At 75.0% G+C, this 17,562-nt stretch carries 12 protein-coding genes; 9 read left to right on the forward strand and 3 right to left on the reverse strand.

What is annotated here, in order from left to right:
* The first annotated feature begins 181 nt into the window (after positions 1-181).
* Complete coding sequence (locus ACFYO5_RS18020; protein ID WP_356560243.1) at positions 182-598, forward strand: cobalamin B12-binding domain-containing protein; 417 nt, start codon at positions 182-184, stop codon at positions 596-598.
* Positions 599-837: 239 nt separating this feature from the next.
* Here the strand turns inward: ACFYO5_RS18020 and ACFYO5_RS18025 are convergent, their stop codons facing one another.
* Together ACFYO5_RS18025 and ACFYO5_RS18030 are read right to left on the reverse strand one after the other, a co-directional pair.
* Positions 838-2,457, reverse strand: a complete 1,620-nt coding sequence (locus ACFYO5_RS18025) for a DUF5691 domain-containing protein (RefSeq protein WP_388709639.1) — start codon at positions 2,455-2,457, stop codon at positions 838-840.
* A gap of 375 nt (positions 2,458-2,832) precedes the next feature.
* Positions 2,833-4,194: an SWIM zinc finger family protein gene (locus ACFYO5_RS18030; protein ID WP_388709641.1), complete on the reverse strand. Its 1,362-nt coding sequence runs from the start codon at positions 4,192-4,194 to the stop codon at positions 2,833-2,835.
* A gap of 144 nt (positions 4,195-4,338) precedes the next feature.
* Between ACFYO5_RS18030 and ACFYO5_RS18035 the strand changes: the two genes are divergently transcribed.
* The 7 genes from ACFYO5_RS18035 (at position 4,339) to sucD (ending at position 14,696) form a co-directional block, all read left to right on the forward strand.
* Positions 4,339-5,493, forward strand: a complete 1,155-nt coding sequence (locus ACFYO5_RS18035; protein WP_388709643.1) for an AAA family ATPase — start codon at positions 4,339-4,341, stop codon at positions 5,491-5,493.
* A gap of 450 nt (positions 5,494-5,943) precedes the next feature.
* Positions 5,944-8,466, forward strand: coding sequence for a DUF5682 family protein (locus ACFYO5_RS18040; protein ID WP_388710394.1), 2,523 nt, complete (start codon positions 5,944-5,946; stop codon positions 8,464-8,466).
* Positions 8,463-9,653, forward strand: a complete 1,191-nt coding sequence (locus ACFYO5_RS18045) for a VWA domain-containing protein (RefSeq protein WP_388709645.1) — start codon at positions 8,463-8,465, stop codon at positions 9,651-9,653. Before ACFYO5_RS18040 ends, ACFYO5_RS18045 begins: the two co-directional genes overlap by 4 nt.
* Before the next feature lie 541 nt (positions 9,654-10,194).
* The gene (locus ACFYO5_RS18050; RefSeq protein WP_388709647.1) at positions 10,195-10,779 is read left to right on the forward strand and encodes a hypothetical protein; all 585 of its coding nucleotides are present in this window, start codon (positions 10,195-10,197) and stop codon (positions 10,777-10,779) included.
* Positions 10,780-10,904: 125 nt separating this feature from the next.
* Positions 10,905-12,068 (forward strand): hypothetical protein, encoded by a 1,164-nt coding sequence (locus ACFYO5_RS18055; protein WP_388709649.1) that lies wholly within the window; start codon positions 10,905-10,907, stop codon positions 12,066-12,068.
* Between the two features lie 543 nt (positions 12,069-12,611).
* A complete protein-coding gene (sucC, locus tag ACFYO5_RS18060; protein ID WP_356560236.1) occupies positions 12,612-13,790 on the forward strand; it encodes an ADP-forming succinate--CoA ligase subunit beta in 1,179 nt (392 codons plus the stop codon).
* A gap of 21 nt (positions 13,791-13,811) precedes the next feature.
* Positions 13,812-14,696 carry a succinate--CoA ligase subunit alpha gene (gene sucD / locus ACFYO5_RS18065; RefSeq protein ID WP_388709651.1) on the forward strand — a complete coding sequence of 295 codons (885 nt, stop codon included), beginning with the start codon at positions 13,812-13,814 and terminating at the stop codon, positions 14,694-14,696.
* Positions 14,697-14,787: 91 nt separating this feature from the next.
* On the opposite strand, the gene ACFYO5_RS18070 is transcribed toward sucD, so the two are convergent.
* Positions 14,788-15,915: a helix-turn-helix domain-containing protein gene (locus tag ACFYO5_RS18070; protein ID WP_388709653.1), complete on the reverse strand. Its 1,128-nt coding sequence runs from the start codon at positions 15,913-15,915 to the stop codon at positions 14,788-14,790.
* Positions 15,916-16,029: 114 nt separating this feature from the next.
* Here ACFYO5_RS18070 and ACFYO5_RS18075 point away from each other — a divergent pair, with 114 nt between their 5' ends.
* Positions 16,030-17,457, forward strand: coding sequence for a DUF6350 family protein (locus tag ACFYO5_RS18075; RefSeq protein ID WP_388710396.1), 1,428 nt, complete (start codon positions 16,030-16,032; stop codon positions 17,455-17,457).
* Positions 17,458-17,562: the final 105 nt, after the last annotated feature.

The following is a 17,562-nucleotide window of genomic DNA, read 5'->3' on the forward strand; positions in this document are numbered from 1 at the left end:
GAGGGAACCGCGTTTGGTGAACGTGTCCCTCTGTGTGATTTCCCCCTCGGTGCGCGCCGTAAAACCGCCGGTTGCGGGATCCTGGCGATAACGTTCGTTCACTTCCCCGGCCGGTGTGGTGGTACCTCTCGGTACGCAGGGAATCGGTACGGATGGATGTAGTCGCTTCATGGAGGCAGTGATGGGTGTGGCAGCCGGTCCGATCCGCGTGGTGGTGGCCAAGCCGGGGCTCGACGGCCACGATCGCGGGGCCAAGGTGATCGCGCGCGCGCTGCGCGACGCGGGTATGGAGGTCATCTACACGGGCCTCCACCAGACCCCCGAACAGATCGTCGACACCGCGATCCAGGAGGACGCCGACGCGATCGGCCTGTCCATCCTCTCCGGGGCGCACAACACGCTCTTCGCCGCCGTGATAGAGCTCCTCAAGGAGCGGGACGCGGCGGACATCCTGGTCTTCGGCGGGGGGATCATCCCCGAGGCGGACATCGCGCCGCTCAAGGAGAAGGGCGTCGCGGCGATCTTCACCCCCGGTGCGACCACGGCGTCGATCGTCGACTGGGTGCGGGCGAACGTACGACAGCCGGCGGGAGCGTAGCGCGGTACGGCAGCCGGCGGGAGCGTAGCGCGGTCCCGAGGTGCGGGGGACCCTGAGGTGAGGGGTCCCCGAGGTGAGAGGGCCCCCGAGGTGAGAGGGCCCCGGGTGAGGGGGCCCCGGGTGAGGGGGGTCCGAGGCCGTCCCGGGGGCGGCTCCTGCGGACCGCCCCGCGTCACCTCCTACGGGCGGGGGGTCACCTGAGCCGGGTGTCGTGGGGCGCCCGGTGGCACACGGTCACGTCACCCCGTGGCTCGTCCCTCGCCCAGCTCCTCACTCATCACCGCCCGCAACCGCAGCGTCGTCCCCAGCCGCTGGAACGCCTCCGCCCAGTAGCCTCCCGCGCCGGGTGACGCGTCCTCCGGCTCCTCCGGCACCGCCAGCAGGCCGTCCAGCCGGGACGCCTCCGCCGGGTCGAGGCAGCGTTCCGCCAGGCCCATCACGCCGCTGAAACTCCACGGGTAACTCCCCGCGTCGCGCGCGATGTTGAGCGCGTCGAGAACCGCCCGGCCCAGCGGCGGGGCCCACGGCACCGCGCACACCCCGAGCAGCTGGAACGCTTCCGACAGGCCGTGCGCCGCGATGAAACCGGCCACCCAGTCGGCCCGTTCCCCCACCGGCAGGGTGCCGAGCAGCTTGGCGCGCTCGGCGAGGGAGACCGCCCCCGGGCCGCCCGCCTCCGGTGCCGACGGCACTCCGAGCAGCGCCCGCGACCAGTCCGCGTCCCGCTGCCGTACGGCTGCCCGGCACCAGGCCGCGTGCAGCTCACCCGCCCAGTCGTCGGCCACCGGGAGCGCGAGGATCTCCTTCGGCGTACGGCCGCCCAGCCGGGCCGGCCAGGAGGCGAGCGGCGCCGACTCCACCAGCTGGCCGAGCCACCACGACCGTTCCCCCCTGCCGGGCGGTGCCTTGGCCGCCACACCGTCGCGTTCCATGGCCGGGTCGCACTCGTGCGGAGCCTCCACGACGATCGTCGGAGTGTCCCGCGTGCGGTCGACGGCCACACAGGCGGCGGCCCGCACCGCCATCCGCGCTGCCAGCGCCGACCCCGGCAGCGCCGACAACAACTCCGCCGCCGTGGCGCGGACGTTGCGGCTGCGGTCGGCCAGCGCCCGCTCCAGGAACGGCTCGTCCCTCGGACCGAGGCGGGTGCGCAACGAGTCGAGGAACATCAGGCGGTCCTCCGCCCGCTCCGCCGACCAGGTGGCCTCCAACAGCGCGCGGGCGCCGTCGGGATCGCGGGACCGTATCCCCGCGAGGAGGGCGACCCGCTCCGCGAACAGACCCTCCTGCCAGAGGCTGTCGATCCGGCCGGTCTCCTCGGGGCCCGGCAGGGACGCCCCGCCGCCCGGTGTCGAGCGCAGGGCGAACCGCCAGTCCGGATTGAGCCGGGCCAGCCACAGCGCACGCGGACCCGCGAACTCCAGCGCCGCCGGGCGCAGATCCGTCCGGCCGCGGGCCGCGTCCAGCAGCGCGGGCAGTGTCGGGGCGGGCGCGGCGAAGCCACGGGCGTTGGCGGCCGCGAGCCACTGGGGCAGCAACTCCATCAGGTCCGGTGCCGTGCCCCGACGGCCGCCCCCGCCGCCGCCGGGGCGGTCGGCCAGCAGACGGGCCAGCCTGCGGGCCGCGGCGGCGGGCAGCGCCGGGCGCGGGTCCTCGGGCGCCGGCTCGGGGCGCGGCGCCGCCCGCCCCGGCCGCAGCCCGGCCCGACGCCGTACGGTCTCCGCGGCCGCCGCGTCCAGCAACGCCGAGGACGCGGCCCGGCCGGGCGCCACGCCCGGCGGCGTGCGCCGGTCCGTCCCGAGCAGGGCCACGGCGACGATCTCCTCCCAGGAGGCCGATGCGGTACCGGTACCGGTCATGCGCGTTCCCTTCTTGGCTCACCGGGTCGCCGGGAGGGCGTCCCGCGGGCGGGCGTGAAGTTCTTGGGACTGCCGAGTGGAACGGAACGGGGTGCGGGTCGTGTCTGCGTGGCTCCTCCGGTCGGCCGGTCGGCCGGTCGTGGGTCTGGGGCGCCGGCTGTGTTCGGTGTCGGGCGGTGCATCGCCTGCGTCGGGGCGGGGATTGGGTCGAGGTGGGGTGGGGTGGGGCGGGTCGTGTTGGCGGTGGTGTTCTGGCGGCCGGGGCGGGCCGGGCCGGCCGAGGCGGGTTGGAGCGGTGCAGGGCGGGGTCCAGGGGGGTTGGGCCCTCTGCCGGGGCTGGGGCCGGGGTTGGGGTCGGCGTGGGGTCGCAGGGGGTCAGCACAGGCGGACCGGCTCTCCGGGGGTCGGCGGCCAGGCCGTCAGGGGAGTGAAGCCGTGGTGGCCGCACTCGCCGAAGACCTTGACGGGTGCACCCCCCGACAGGGCGACCAGACGCCACCACCCCGGCCGGGCCGTCGCCGTGGGTGTGAGGGGCAGCGCCGTGTCCCCGTCGGCATCCGCCAGCTGCCAGGAGGCCCCGTCCCGCGCGGGGACGACGCCCTCCAGGGTCACCGGCACGGAGTCCAGCCAGGGATCGTCACGCAGGGCCGAGCCGTAGCGGGCGGCGGCCTCCGCCGTCGTGACGCCCCCCGGCCGGACCGTCGTGGGCACGGGCGGCGCGAACTGCTCACCGAGGGCCAACCGCTGTCCGGCGCCCGGATACGCCGACACCTCGGCGTCCAGGGCCAGGCCGACCGGCAGTGACAGGTCGGGTGCGCGTCCGGCGGCGCCGTAGGAGAGGAGGAGCGCGGTGCGGCCCGAGGTGGTGCCGTGCAGCCAGACGCGACGGGTCGTCAGCCTCGGGTCCACGACGTCGTACTGCGCGAGGACCAGCCAGTCGTCGCGTACCGGTGGTCCGTCCGGCGACCGGGTGAGGCCGACGCGGGTGCGGACCGTCGCCGCGAGGGCGTGCGGCAGCCGCTCGCGGTGCAGCCAGCCCTGGTCGAGGAGGTGCAGCAGCGCGCACTCCTCCAGCAGCCGCACCGGCCAGCCCGGCCCGGACGCGGGGATCGTCTCCAACTCCCGCACGCGCGCAGCGAGTCCGGGGGCCTGGGCGTCGACCATGCGGGCCGCCGTCTCCTCCCACAGCCCGTACCCCGCCTGATCCACCGCGGCCAGGCCGGAGCGCAGGAGGTCGGCGAGCCGCTGCTCCAACTCGGTCGCTCCCGCGGTGATCCGCTCGGCGCGACGCTCGGCTCGGCGACGCGCCGCCTCCGGATCGGCGGAGCCTGCCCCCGAACCCCCCGCACCCGCCCCCCGGTCCTCCCGCGGGTGCCCGCGCCGCGCCGCGAACCACGCCTGCGCCCAGTCCGGCGCCCGGCCCTTCGCCCCCGTGGGCACCGCCGCCTCACCCTCCGACCAGAGCAACAGCAATCCGAGCGCGTGTTTGCACGGGGACTTCCGGCTCGGGCAACTGCACTCGTACGCGGGCCCGGACGCGTCCGCGACATCGACGACCGTCCGGTACGGGCCGCTGCCGCCGGCACCGCACAGCCCCCACACCGCCCCCTCCTCGGAACAGCCCGTCCCGGACCACGGACCGGCCGCGCCGGGTTCGCTCCCCGCCCTGCGTGACGCCGCGTCAGGCGCCAGCGCCAGCACCTGGTCCGCGGTCCAGCGCGCCCCCGTCTGTGTCATGTCGTCGACGGTAGATCCCCCCACTGACAATCGGTCCCGCGAACGTCCGTGCGGCGGCGTTCCGGCAGGTCAGGAGCATTGTCAGTGGGGTGGTGCAAGGTGGACACCAGATCCGAACCGGCCGAGCTGGAGGGGGCCTCAGCCATGTCACTCACCGCTGAACCGACGTCCGCCGAACCACGCCAGGACCGCCCCGCGCCCGCCAACGGCACAGCCCCGCAGGAGGTGCTGAGGCCGCACGCCGAGGACGCCTTCGCCCATGAACTCGCGGCGCTCGCCGCACAGGACGACCGCCCCCGCCCCGCTCGCTGGAAACTCTCGCCGTGGGCGGTCGCCGCCTACCTGCTCGGCGCCACCCTGCCGGACGGCACGGTGATCACACCGAAGTACGTGGGGCCGCGCCGGATCGTCGAGGTCGCCGTGACCACGCTCGCCACCGACCGCGCGCTCCTCCTGCTCGGTGTCCCCGGCACCGCGAAGACCTGGGTCTCCGAGCATCTGGCCGCCGCCGTCAGCGGTGACTCGACCCTGCTGGTGCAGGGCACGGCGGGCACCCCGGAGGAGGCGATCCGCTACGGCTGGAACTACGCGCAGCTGCTGGCCCACGGCCCCAGCCGCGCCGCGCTGGTTCCCAGCCCCGTCATGCGGGCCATGGCCGAGGGCATGACGGCACGGGTGGAGGAACTGACCCGCATCCCGGCCGACGTGCAGGACAGCCTCATCACCATCCTCTCGGAGAAGACGCTGCCGATACCGGAGTTGGGGCAGGAGGTGCAGGCGGTCCGCGGCTTCAGCCTGATCGCCACGGCCAACGACCGCGACCGGGGCGTCAACGAGCTGTCCAGCGCCCTGCGCCGCCGCTTCAACACGGTGGTGCTGCCGCTGCCGGAGAGCGTCGAGGCCGAGGTCGACATCGTCGCTCGACGCGTCGACCAGATCGGCCGCTCCCTCGACCTGCCGGCCGGTCCCGACGGCATCGACGAGATCCGCCGCGTGGTGACCGTCTTCCGGGAACTGCGCGACGGGGTCACCTCCGACGGCCGTACGAAGGTGAAGTCGCCGAGCGGCACCCTGTCACCCGCGGAGGCGATCTCCGTGGTGACCAACGGCCTCGCCCTCGCCGCCCACTTCGGGGACGGCGTCCTTCGCCCCGCCGATGTCGCCGCGGGTCTGCTCGGCGCGGTCGTCCGCGACCCGGCCGCCGACCGGGTGGTGTGGCGGGAGTACCTGGAGGCGGTGGTCCGCGAGCGGGACGGCTGGGCGGACTTCTACCGGGCCTGCCGGGAGGTGACCGCGTGAGCGGGCACGGGGACCCGGCCTGCGCCCGCGTACCGGCGGGCCGCGGGCGGGCACGGACCACGGCGGACGCCGGCGGACGAGGGCCGGACGGGGAGCCACGGGGGAGGAGCCGAGATGCCGGACGGTGAGGGGGCCGGGAGCGGCCGGGTGGCCCTCGGCACCGGCGAGGGAGGGGGCGGGGGACCGGAGTCCGGGGTGACCGGGGGTGGGGCGATCGGCGGCCGGGCCTTCGGGGGGACGGACGGCACCGAGGCCCAGGACGGGGCCGGGGACGGGGACGGGGGTGGATGGGGCGTGGCCGGCGAGGGAGGGGGCGGGGGACCGGAGTCCGGGGTGACCGGGGGTGGGGCGATCGGCGGCCGGGCCTTCGGGGGGACGGACGGCGCCGAGGCCCAGGACGGGGCCGGGGACGGGGACGGGGACGGGGACGGGGACGGGGGTGGATGGGGTGTGGCCGGGGACGGGGTGGTCGGGGGACGGGGAATCGGGGGTGCCGGGGGAGAGGCGGACGGGTGGTTCCGGTCCGGCCGTGGGGAGCCCCTGCTGCTCGGGGTGCGGCACCACGGGCCGGGGTCGGCGCGGGCCGTCCGCAGGGCGTTGGACGCCGCCCGGCCGGGGATCGTGCTCATCGAGGGCCCTCCGGAGGCCGACGCGCTGATCCCTCTGGTCGCCGACGCGGACCTGCGGCCCCCGGTCGCCCTCCTCGCGCACGCCGTGGACGAGCCCGGACGGTCGGTGTTCTGGCCGATGGCCGAGTTCTCCCCGGAGTGGGTGGCGCTCCGCTGGGCCGTGGAACACGGCGTCCCGGCCCGCTTCATCGACCTGCCGGCCGCGCACACCCTGGCCTGGCAGCGGAAGCCGGACGAGGCCACGCGACCCGAGGAGACGGGACCCGAGGACAGGCGGCGCACGGACACGGAGTCCGGGGATGCAGGCTCCGGGGACACGGAGTCCGGGGATGCAGGGTCCGGGGACGCTGGGCGTGAGGCGCGAGCGGACGGCGGCGACCTCCGCGTCGACCCGCTCGCCACTCTCGCCGGCGCGGCCGGCTACGACGACCCCGAGCGCTGGTGGGAGGACGTCGTCGAACACCGGGGCCCGGGGCGGCGGGACCCCTACGCACCCTTCGCCGCGATCGAGGAGGCGATGACGGCGCTGCGGGACACGTACGGCGCCGCGGGCGGTGAACGGGACCTCGTGCGGGAGGCGCAGATGCGGCTCCGGCTCCGTTCTGCCTGCCGGGAGTCCGGTGACGGGGCCGTGGCCGTGGTGTGCGGGGCGTGGCACGTGCCCGCGCTCCGGCGGAAGACGGCTCTCGCCGCCGACCGGGCACTGCTGAAGGGGCTGCCCCGGGTCAAGGCCGACCTGACGTGGGTGCCGTGGACCCACCGCAGACTGGCGCGGGCCGGGGGATACGGCGCCGGCATCGACGCACCGGGCTGGTACGCGCATCTGTGGGCCGCGCCCGACCGGCCGGTGGAGCGCTGGCTGACCAAGGTGGCGGGCCTGCTGCGGGAGGAGGACCGCGTCGTCTCCCCGGCGCACGTCATCGAGGCGGTGCGGCTGGCCGAGGCGCTCGCCGCGCTGCGCGGCCGCCCGCTGCCCGGCCTCGGCGAGACGACCGACGCCGTACGGGCGGTGCTGTGCGAGGGCTCGGACGTGCCGCTGGCGCTGGTGCGGGACCGGCTGGTCGTCGGGGACGTCATGGGGAAGGTGCCCGTCGGCGCGCCGGCGGTGCCCTTGCAGCGCGACCTCGACCGGATCCAGCGCCGACTGCGGCTGAAACCGGAGGCGGCGGCACGGGAGCTGGAGCTGGACCTGCGCAAGGACACCGACGCCGAGCGCAGCAGGCTGCTGCACCGGCTGCGGTTGCTGCGCGTGGAGTGGGGTGAACCGGCGGTCCCGCGGGGCAGCACGGGCACCTTCCGGGAGACCTGGCGGCTGCGCTGGGAGCCCGAACTGTCCGTGCGGGTCGCCGAGGCCGGGGTGTGGGGGACGACCGTACTGGCCGCCAGCACGGCCAAGGCGGAGACGGACGCCGTCGCCGCGCGGGACCTCGCCGAGGTGACCGCCCTCGCGGAGCGCTGCCTGCTGGCCGGGCTGCCGGACGCGCTGCCGACGGTGATGCGGGTCCTCGCCGACCGTGCGGCGCTGGACACGGACGTCGGCCATCTCGCGCAGGCGCTGCCCGCCCTGGTCCGCTCGCTGCGCTACGGCGACGTCCGCGGCACCGACACCGGCGCGCTGGCCGAAGTCGCCGCGGGCCTCGCCGAGCGCGTCTTCGTCGGCCTCCCACGGGCCTGTGCCGCCCTGGACACCGACGCGGCCGAGGAGATGCGCGGCCATGTGGACGCCGTGCACGGCGCGGTGGGGCTCCTGGAGGAGACGGCGGGAGCGGAGGGGGCCCCGACCCGCGACCGGTTGCGGGACCGCTGGCGGGCCGTCCTGCGGGTGCTGTCCGGGCGGGACACGGTGGCGGGGGTCGTTCGGGGGCGGGCCGTACGGCTGTTGCTGGACGACGGGGGACTGGAGGGGGACGAGGCGGCACGACTGATGGGGCTCGCGTTGTCGCCGGGGACACCGCCGGCGGACGCGGCCGCCTGGATCGAGGGCTTCGTCGGGGGCGGGGCCGGCGGCGGACTGCTTCTCGTGCACGACGAACGGCTGCTCGGCCTGGTCGACGGGTGGCTGACGGGCGTGTCGGCGGAGGCGTTCACGGACGTACTGCCGCTGCTGCGACGGACGTTCTCGGCGTACGAGGCGGGGGTGCGGCGCACGCTCGGGGAACTGGTGCGCAGAGGGCCCGGGGAGCGAGGGAGCGTGCTGGGGGCCCGTGCCGGAGCCGCCGGGTTCGCGGACGACCTCGACGCCGGGCGCGCGGACGCCGTCCTCCCCGTCGTGCGGCTGCTGCTGGGACTCGACGGGGAACGGCCGAACGGCGACGACAACCACCTGACGGAGGCGAGGACATGACGTTCGACGCGGCGGAGGCGGACCGCGCGCGGGAGCGGCTGCGGCGCTGGCGGCTCGTCCTCGGCGCAGGCGAGGCGGACGGTACCGAACACGAACTGTCCGGGCGGGACGCGGCCATGGACGGCACGCTCACCGCGCTCTACGGCAAGGGGGACGGGGCGCGGACGGGGCGGGACCGTTCGGCGGGGCTCGGGGCGTCGGCGCCGTCGGTGGCACGCTGGCTCGGGGACATCCGCACGTACTTCCCCTCCTCCGTCGTCCAGGTCATGCAGCGCGACGCCATCGACCGGCTCGGACTGGCCACGCTGCTGCTGGAGCCGGAGATGCTGGAGGCGGTGGAGGCCGACGTGCACCTCGTCGGCACCCTCCTCTCGCTGGACAAGGCGATGCCGGAGACCACGAGAGAGACGGCACGGGCCGTCGTGCGCAAGGTCGTCGAGGAGCTGGAGGAACGGCTCGCCAGCCGCACCCGCGCCACCCTCACCGGTGCCCTCGACCGCAGCGCGCGGATCGCCCGGCCCCGCCACCGCGACATCGACTGGAACCGCACGATCGCCGCCAACCTCAAGCACTACCTCCCCGAACACGGGACGGTCGTGCCGCAGCGGCTCATCGGGTACGGGCGCGCCTCGCAGTCCGTGAAGAAGGAGGTCGTCCTCTGCGTCGACCAGTCGGGGTCGATGGCGGCCTCGGTCGTCTTCGCCTCCGTGTTCGGGGCGGTGCTGGCGTCGATGCGGTCGATCAGCACCCGGCTCGTCGTCTTCGACACGGCGGTCGTCGACCTGACCGACCAGCTCGACGATCCGGTGGACGTCCTGTTCGGCACCCGCCTCGGCGGCGGCACCGACATCAACCGGGCGCTCGCCTACTGCCAGACGCGGATCACCCGGCCCGCCGAGACGGTCGTGGTGCTCATCAGCGACCTGTACGAGGGAGGCATACGGGACGAGATGCTGAAGCGGGTCGCGGCGATGAAGGCGTCGGGGGTGCAGTTCGTCGCCCTGCTCGCACTCTCCGACGAAGGGGCGCCCGCCTACGACCGGGACCACGCCGCCGCCCTGGCGGCGCTGGGCGCGCCCGCCTTCGCCTGTACGCCCGACCTGTTCCCCGAGGTGATGGCGGCGGCGATCGAGAAACGCCCGCTTCCCGTACCGGACCCGGAGACCGCATGGGCAAACGGGACATGACCACCCATCGGTAACGGGGGGCTTGCGCGACCTTGGGACACCCGTGCGAGGATCGACCGCCTCGTTTCGTCGCACGGGAGGTTCCTCCCCCTTGCCCCGTCCCGCTCTCCGGTCCGCCGTCGTCCCGCGCCTCGCGCTGCGCGGCGCGGTGATGCTGGGCGGGCTGTTCGCGCTGGGGCTCCTCTTCGGCGGGCAAGCTCAGGCGGCGGACGGAACGGCTACGGCTACGGCTACGGCGCCGGGTTCCGCGGCGAGGGCCGCTATGGCTTTGGTCCCCACGGCGAGGGCTGCTACGGCGTCGGCTTTTCCGGCGTCGGCTCCTCTGGCGTCGGCTCCTCCGGCCAGGAGCTCCGCGGCGGAGACGGCCACCGTCCCGCCGGCGGGGGCCCTGGCCGCACCGGCCCCGCGTGACGCCCTCTCGGTGCCGGTGCCGGTGTCGGCGTCCGGGTGGGTGTCCGTGTCCGGGTCGCTGCCGGTGTCCGCGGTGCCGTCGGATCCGGGCTCCCCGGCGAACCCAGTCGCTGCCGTTCGGAAGCGGGTGGTGAAGTCCGTCGGTCAGGTGCTGGAGGGCGTGAGCGCGGAGTTGGCGCGGGCGGTGCCCGTGGTGTCGCTGCCCGGCGTCTCCGAGCTGCCGACACCTCCCTCCCCGGGATCTCTCCCCGAGCTGCCGGACGCCCCTTCGCCGCCGTCCCCGTCGGCGCTCCCCGTGCTCCAGCCGGGGATCTCTTCGCCGGTGCCCGTGGCGTCGACTCCCGTCGTCCCGGACCCCGGACCGAGCCTCGGGTCCGTGGAAACGGCGGCGCCGCGGTCGACGTACGGGCTCCGGAAGGTGGAGAGCGAGGTCCGAGTGAGGCCGCTGGCGCACGGCGGTGGGCAGTCCCGTGCCGCACACGCCCCGCATGCCGCGACCGGCGGTCAGGCGCCTGTGCGGGGGACGCCTGCCGGGGCGCCCGACGGCGCGCCGGGCGGAGCGTCCCTGTTCGACAGCGGGGCACGGCATGCCGACGCGCACGCCGTGACGCCGTATCACCGGGTGCCGCTGCTGCTGGTGCCCGGCAGTGCCGTGCGTACGGACGCGGCCGCGATCGAGGACAGGCACCGGGACATCCCCGTCTTCCCCGGATAGGGCGCGCCGCTCTCCCCTCGCCGTGGACCTGCCGCGCGAGTGGAGTCAGGTTGCCCGCCGGCCCGGAGTCCGCGTTCGTGCTCCGGCGTCCGGATGCCTTCGAGCCTCAAGGATCTGACGTACGCGTGAACAAGAACATGCGCCGTACTCCCGTCGTGGCCGCCGGTGTCACCCGTACGAGGGTGCTCGGCTCCACCACCGCGAGCACGGACGAGGCATCGGCCTCCTCACTCACCCCGCCGGACGTGTCCAGCGGGGTCGGCGACACCCGCGACGCCGCACGCGTCAGCCCACGCGGCGACACCCTTCCCACCGCCGGTGGGGCGACCGGAGAGACCACCGACGCGAGCGCCGCCAGCCGGCGCACCGGCCCGGCGACGGCGTCCGCCCAGGACGTCACGACCCCGGTCGGCCCCCTCGCGCGGAAGGCGACCGCTCCACCGGCCTCGTCCGCCGGGGTGGTGACGACGTCCATGGCGCCCTTCGCCGGGGTGGTGACGGCGTCCATGGTCTCGTTCGCCGGGGTGATGACGCCGCCACCGGCCCCGCTCGTCGGGAAGGTGGCTGCGCCCCTGGCCGCCGCGGAGGGAGAGGCGACGACCCCCGTCGGACGACCTGCGGCTCCCGACAGCACCGCCCCGGTCGCCCGCTCGACGCGAAGCGTCACCCGTTCGGCCGACGGGTTCGTCCCGGACCTGACGGCCCCCGCCGGGCCCTTCGCCCATGACGGGACCGGTGACAACGGTTCGTCGGGGTACGGCTCGGCCGACACCGCCCATTCCCTCGGCCTCGCGTCGGCCGGCCGCGCCGTGACGGGTGCCGGGGCGGCCGCCGAAACCGTCGCCCCCGCGTTCGTCGGCTTCCCCGTGGCGGACGCCAAGGCGGCCCCCGAGCCGCTCGCTCCCGTCCCCCACCGGGACGGACTCGCCCCGGCGCGCGTCGCGCTCGCTCCCGTCCCCCACCGGGACGGACCCGCCCCGGCGCGCGTCGCGCCCGCTCCCGTCCCCCACCGGGACGGACCCGCCCCGGCGCGCGTCGCGCCCGCTCCCGTCCCCCACCGGGACGGACCCGCCCCGGCGCGCATCGCGCCCGCTCCCGTCCCCCACCGGGACGGACCCGCCCCGGCGCGGATCCCGCTAGCCCCCGTCCCCCACCGGACCGGCCTCACCCTGGTGCGGATGGCCCGCGCCCCGAGGCATGACGCCCTCACCCCAGCGCGGATGGCCCTCGCCCAGACGCAGGTCGCCCCCGCCCCGGCGCCGAACACCGCCGAGAACTGCCGCATCTGATCCCCCGGCCCGCGCACGCCGCGAGTGCATCCGCGTGCACCGCGCCCCGCGGGCCCCGCTCACCCCCCGTCGGCCGTGCGTCGTCGGGGCGCCCGCTCCGCGGCGGGGAGGACCCGGACGGCCGAAAGCCGTCGGTCGTGTCCGGTCGTGCCCCCGCGGTAGAGGGCCGGGTCGTCCCCATCGGGGTGGGGACGACCCGGCCCGAGCCCTCCGGGGCTGTTCACGGGGCCTCACCGGGCCAACCCCAGCCCGGTGGGGCCCCTCCCGGGGTCCGGCCACCGCCACCCCGGTTGCGTGCCGTCTCCTCACAGGCGGCACGGCGTGTCAGTGATCCCGGCATCATGTGACAGGTATCACCGCTCAGGTGTGACCCTCGATTTAGGGGGCCCCCGTAAGCAGCGATAACCTGCGAGACGGACATGCCGCGCGCTCGGACACCGTGTGCGCCTCCCTTGTGACTGACAGACGGCGGACGTCACGTTGCCCTCGCGGCACGCCCACGCAGACAACGAACCGCGAGATCACTGATAGGGACGGAAGCGCGTGGACCTGTTCGAGTACCAGGCGAGGGACCTCTTCGCCAAGCACGATGTACCGGTGCTGGCCGGTGAAGTCATCGACACGCCTGAGGCGGCCCGCGCAGCCACCGAGCGTCTCGGTGGCAAGTCCGTCGTCAAGGCCCAGGTGAAGGTCGGCGGCCGCGGCAAGGCCGGCGGCGTGAAGCTCGCCGCCTCCGCCGACGAGGCCGTGGAGCACGCGACCAACATCCTCGGGATGGACATCAAGGGCCACACGGTCCACAAGGTGATGATCGCCGAGACGGCCCCGGAGATCCTGGAGGAGTACTACGTCTCCTTCCTCCTGGACCGCACCAACCGCACCTTCCTCTCCATCGCGTCCGTCGAGGGCGGCATGGAGATCGAGGAGGTGGCGGCCACCCGTCCGGAGGCCGTCGCCAAGACGCCGATCGACGCCAACGAGGGTGTGACGCCCGAGAAGGCCCGCGAGATCGTCGAGGCCGCGAAGTTCCCGGCCGACGTCGCCGACAAGGTCGTCAACGTCCTTGTCACCCTGTGGAAGACCTTCATCGAGGAGGACGCCCTCCTCGTCGAGGTCAACCCGCTGGCGAAGGTCGCCTCCGGCGACGTCATCGCCCTCGACGGCAAGGTCTCCCTGGACGAGAACGCGGACTTCCGCCACCCCGACCACGAGGCGCTCGTCGACCACGCGGCGGCCAACCCCCTCGAGGCCGCGGCCAAGGAGAAGAACCTCAACTACGTCAAGCTCGACGGTGAGGTCGGCATCATCGGCAACGGCGCGGGGCTCGTCATGAGCACCCTCGACGTCGTCGCGTACGCCGGTGAGGCGCACGGTGGGGTCAAGCCCGCCAACTTCCTCGACATCGGCGGCGGCGCCTCCGCCGCGGTCATGGCGAACGGCCTGGAGATCATCCTCGGCGACCCGGACGTCAAGTCCGTGTTCGTCAACGTCTTCGGTGGCATCACCGCCTGCGACGAGGTCGCCAACGGCATCGTCCAGGCGCTCCAGCTGCTGAAGGACAAGGGCGAGGAAGTCACCAAGCCCCTCGTCGTCCGCCTCGACGGCAACAACGCCGAGCTGGGTCGCAAGATCCTCTCCGACGCCAACCACCCGCTGGTGCAGCGCGTGGACACCATGGACGGCGCGGCCGACAAGGCCGCCGAGCTCGCGGCTGCGAAGTAAGGAAGAGGGACAGACACAGCCATGGCTATCTTCCTCAACAAGGACTCAAAGGTCATCGTCCAGGGCATGACCGGTGCCACGGGCATGAAGCACACCAAGCTCATGCTGGCGGACGGCACCAACATCGTCGGTGGCGTGAACCCCCGCAAGGCGGGCACGTCCGTCGACATCGACGGCACCGAGATCCCGGTCTTCGGCACGGTCGCCGAGGCGATCGAGAAGACGGGCGCCAACGTGTCCGTCCTCTTCGTGCCGCCGGCCTTCGCCAAGGCCGCCGTCGTGGAGGCGATCGACGCGGAGATCCCGCTGGCCGTCGTCATCACCGAGGGCATCGCCGTCCACGACTCGGCCGCGTTCTACGCGTACGCCGTCTCGCAGGGCAAAAAGACGCGGATCATCGGCCCGAACTGCCCCGGTCTCATCACCCCGGGTCAGTCGAACGCCGGCATCATCCCGGGCGACATCACGAAGCCGGGCCGCATCGGCCTGGTCTCGAAGTCCGGCACGCTGACCTACCAGATGATGTACGAGCTGCGGGACATCGGCTTCTCGTCCGCCGTCGGCATCGGTGGCGACCCGGTCATCGGTACGACGCACATCGACGCGCTCGCCGCGTTCGAGGCCGACCCCGACACCGACCTGATCGTGATGATCGGTGAGATCGGCGGCGACGCCGAGGAGCGGGCCGCGGCCTTCATCAAGGACAACGTGAAGAAGCCGGTCGTCGGCTACGTCGCGGGCTTCACCGCGCCCGAGGGCAAGACCATGGGCCACGCCGGCGCCATCGTCTCCGGCTCCTCCGGCACGGCCGCCGCGAAGCAGGAGGCCCTCGAGGCCGCCGGCGTCAAGGTCGGCAAGACGCCGACCGAGACGGCGAAGCTGGCGCGGGAGATCCTGGCCGGCTGACCGGTTCTCCTCGGCTGAACGTCGGTGGGCCCGTCCCCGAGGGGGCGGGCCCACCGACGTGTCCGCGGGAGCCGCTCCCGCGGTGCCCGCGTCAGCGAGCCTCCGGCACAAGCTTTCCCGGGCTGTTCGCCGCTTCCGCCCGGAGTTTGGCCCGCAGCGCCAGTTCCGCCGCCGAGAGGGTTCCGGGCGCCGCTCTCGGCGGGACGCCGGGGACGGCTTCGCCGGGCGGGACCGGGGGCTCGTAACGGGTGGGCGCCGAGTGCAGGGTCAGGGCCGTCGCGCCGATGATCGCCACCGTGATGGCGATCGCCGCCCTGGTCCAGAACCGCGCCCGGCGCTCGCCGCCGATCCGTACCGTCGGGGGTTTGGCGGCGTGCAGGCGTTCCGTCGACGCCGTCTCGGCCAGACGGCGGTGCAACTCGCTCGGTTCCGCCAGATCCGGCAGACGGGCGGCGATCGCCGCGCGGGCGTGCAGCAGGCGGCTCGCCGTCGCCGGCGTGCTCGCCTCCGTCTCCGCCGCGGTCTCCGGCAGCCCCAGGCCGACCCCGTCGTACAGCAGGAGGGTGCGGCGGTAGGACGGCGGGAGCGTGAGGAGTACGTCGAGCAGGGCGCGGTCGCGGGCATCGGCCGGCGGCGGTTCGGGGTGGCGGTAGCGGGGGCGGAACCGGTGCCAGGGGGACAGCGCGTAGTCGTGCGCCGTCGCCCGGACCCAGCTCGGCGGGTCGGGATCGACGGCCACCTCGGGCCAGCGCTGCCAGGCGACCTGGAAGGCCTGCTCGACCGACTCGCGGGCCAGTTCGCGGCGGCCGGTGAGGAGGAAGGCCTGGCGGACGAGGGCGGGAGCGCAGAAGGTGTACAGGGCGTCGAAGGCCTGCGCGGGGGTCGGCGGGGCCGGGTCGGCGGGCGGCGGGGCGAGAGCGGCGGTGGGCGGGAGGGCCTGCCCGGTGCCGCCCGAACTGACGATCAGGTGTGCCGGGGGTGTGGCGTTCTGTCGGTTCGTCACTTCCCCCGACGGCCCGACTGCCAGCGAGGCCAGCAGTTTCCCGTACGACTCCCTCGCGCGGCCGCTCGGAGTCGAGCGGCCGGTCTCCCACGCGCGCACCGTCTCCCTGCTGACGCCCAGCCGTGCCGCCAGCTGAGTCCGCGTCAGCGAGCCCGTCTCGCGCAGGCGTCGGCGTTCCTTCGGCGGGGGGAGCGGGGTGTCGAAGCTCTGTGTCACCGGGCACCCCTCCGTACGAAAAAGTACATAAACGTATATTGAGCGACACAACGGGGGTTCGCCTGTTACGGCGGGAAAGCGCGTGTCGTTGGGACCATGGCGGGCGTGATCCAGATGACCGCTCGCCGTTCGTCGTTGTCGCTCGTTCTCGCCAGGTCGCGGAACCGGATGCGGGACCGTTCCCCCGGACTGGCCGCCGGACTGTTCGCCGGTGTGCTGGCGGCGGGGCTCGGGCTCGGTTCGTTCGCCGTGCTCGTGATGGGGCTGTGGATCAGCTCGCCCTACCCCGACAGCGGGCCCGGCGGCGCGCTGCATGTCGCCGCCGCGCTGTGGCTGCTGGCGCACGGGGTGGAACTGGTGCGGGCCGACACCCTGTCCGGCGTCCCCGCGCCGCTCGGCGTCACGCCCCTGCTGCTGCTCGCCCTGCCCGTGTGGCTCCTGCACCGGGCCGCGCGGGACGCGGTGGACGGGGAGGAGGGCGCTCCCCTGGTGAGCGCGCGCACCGCGTGGGCGGGGGTCGTCCTCGGGTATCTCGCCGTCGCGGCGGCCGTCGCCGGATACGCGGCCGGGGGTGCCCTGCGGCCCTCCTGGATCGGGGCCGGGGTGTCGCTGCCGGCGGTGGTGGTCGCCGCGGCCGGGATGGGGGCCTGGACGGCCTACGGGCGTCCCCGCAGGCCGGTGGAGAGAGTGCTCGCGCTGCTGCCCCGGGCGCTGCGGCGGTTGCTGACCGGGGTGGAGGGGCGCGAGCGGGTGGGGGTCGCCGTGCGGGCGGCGGGGGCGGGGGCCGCGGTGCTGGTGGGGGGCGGCGCCCTGCTGGTGGCGGTGTCGTCGGTGTGGCATCTCGGGGCGGCGCGGGGGGCGTTCCTGCAGCTGACGGAGGGGTGGTCGGGGCGGTTCGCCGTGCTGCTGCTGTGTGCGGTGCTGGTGCCCAACGCGGCGGTGTGGGGGGCGGCGTACGCGGTGGGGCCCGGGTTCGTGCTGGGGGTCGGGCACGTGGTGGCGCCGTCGGCCTCCGATCCGGCTCCCATGCTGCCGCCGTTCCCCCTGTTGGCGGCGGTGCCGGAGGCGGGCGCCGGCGGAGGCCTGAACTGGGCCGCGGGGGTGGTGGCCCTGCTGGCCGGCGCCGCGGTGGGGATGTTCGTGGCCAGGGGGGCGGTACGGGGTGGGGCGAGGGTCTGGTCCTGGAAGCGGACCGTGGGGGTGGTGGGGTTGGCGGGGCTGGTGTGCGCTGTCGGGTTCGCGGTCCTCGGGGGGATGGCCGGGGGCCCGCTGGGAGTGGGGACCCTGGCCCGGTTCGGGCCGGTGGGATGGCAGGTGGGCGCGGCCGTGGGGGCCTGGGTGGTGGGGGTGGGAGTGCCGGTGGGGCTGGCGTTGCGGCGGTGGTGGGGGCGCGGTGCGGTGACGGCTGCTACGGCGTCCGTGCCCGTGCCCGTACCCGTACCCGCGCCGGCTCCTGCTGTCGCGTCCGCGCCCGCGTCCACGCCCGGCTCCGACGCCGAGCCGTACGACTTCGAGCGGGAGGAAGGCGCCGACACACCGTGAACGGCGCAGGTGGCGCCGCCCCGCCGCCCCTTCCCGGGTGGGGGGCGCCGCCCCGCACCCCGCTGCCGGTCACGAACCGGCCAGGACCGGTCCTGTCTCGCCCTC

The sequence above is a fragment of the Streptomyces sp. NPDC006259 genome (genome assembly GCF_042870975.1).
Classification (GTDB): domain Bacteria; phylum Actinomycetota; class Actinomycetes; order Streptomycetales; family Streptomycetaceae; genus Streptomyces.

Excerpts from the sequence above, each read along its gene's own strand:
- sucD (WP_388709651.1), top strand. The coding sequence starts at position 13,812 with ATGGCTATCTTCCTCAACAAGGACTCAAAGGTCATCGTCCAGGGCATG.
- ACFYO5_RS18075 (WP_388710396.1), top strand. The coding sequence starts at position 16,030 with ATGACCGCTCGCCGTTCGTCGTTGTCGCTCGTTCTCGCCAGGTCGCGG.
- ACFYO5_RS18025 (WP_388709639.1), bottom strand. The coding sequence starts at position 2,457 with ATGACCGGTACCGGTACCGCATCGGCCTCCTGGGAGGAGATCGTCGCC.
- ACFYO5_RS18030 (WP_388709641.1), bottom strand. The coding sequence starts at position 4,194 with ATGACACAGACGGGGGCGCGCTGGACCGCGGACCAGGTGCTGGCGCTG.
- ACFYO5_RS18020 (WP_356560243.1), top strand. The coding sequence starts at position 182 with ATGGGTGTGGCAGCCGGTCCGATCCGCGTGGTGGTGGCCAAGCCGGGG.
- ACFYO5_RS18045 (WP_388709645.1), top strand. The coding sequence starts at position 8,463 with ATGACGTTCGACGCGGCGGAGGCGGACCGCGCGCGGGAGCGGCTGCGG.
- ACFYO5_RS18035 (WP_388709643.1), top strand. The coding sequence starts at position 4,339 with ATGTCACTCACCGCTGAACCGACGTCCGCCGAACCACGCCAGGACCGC.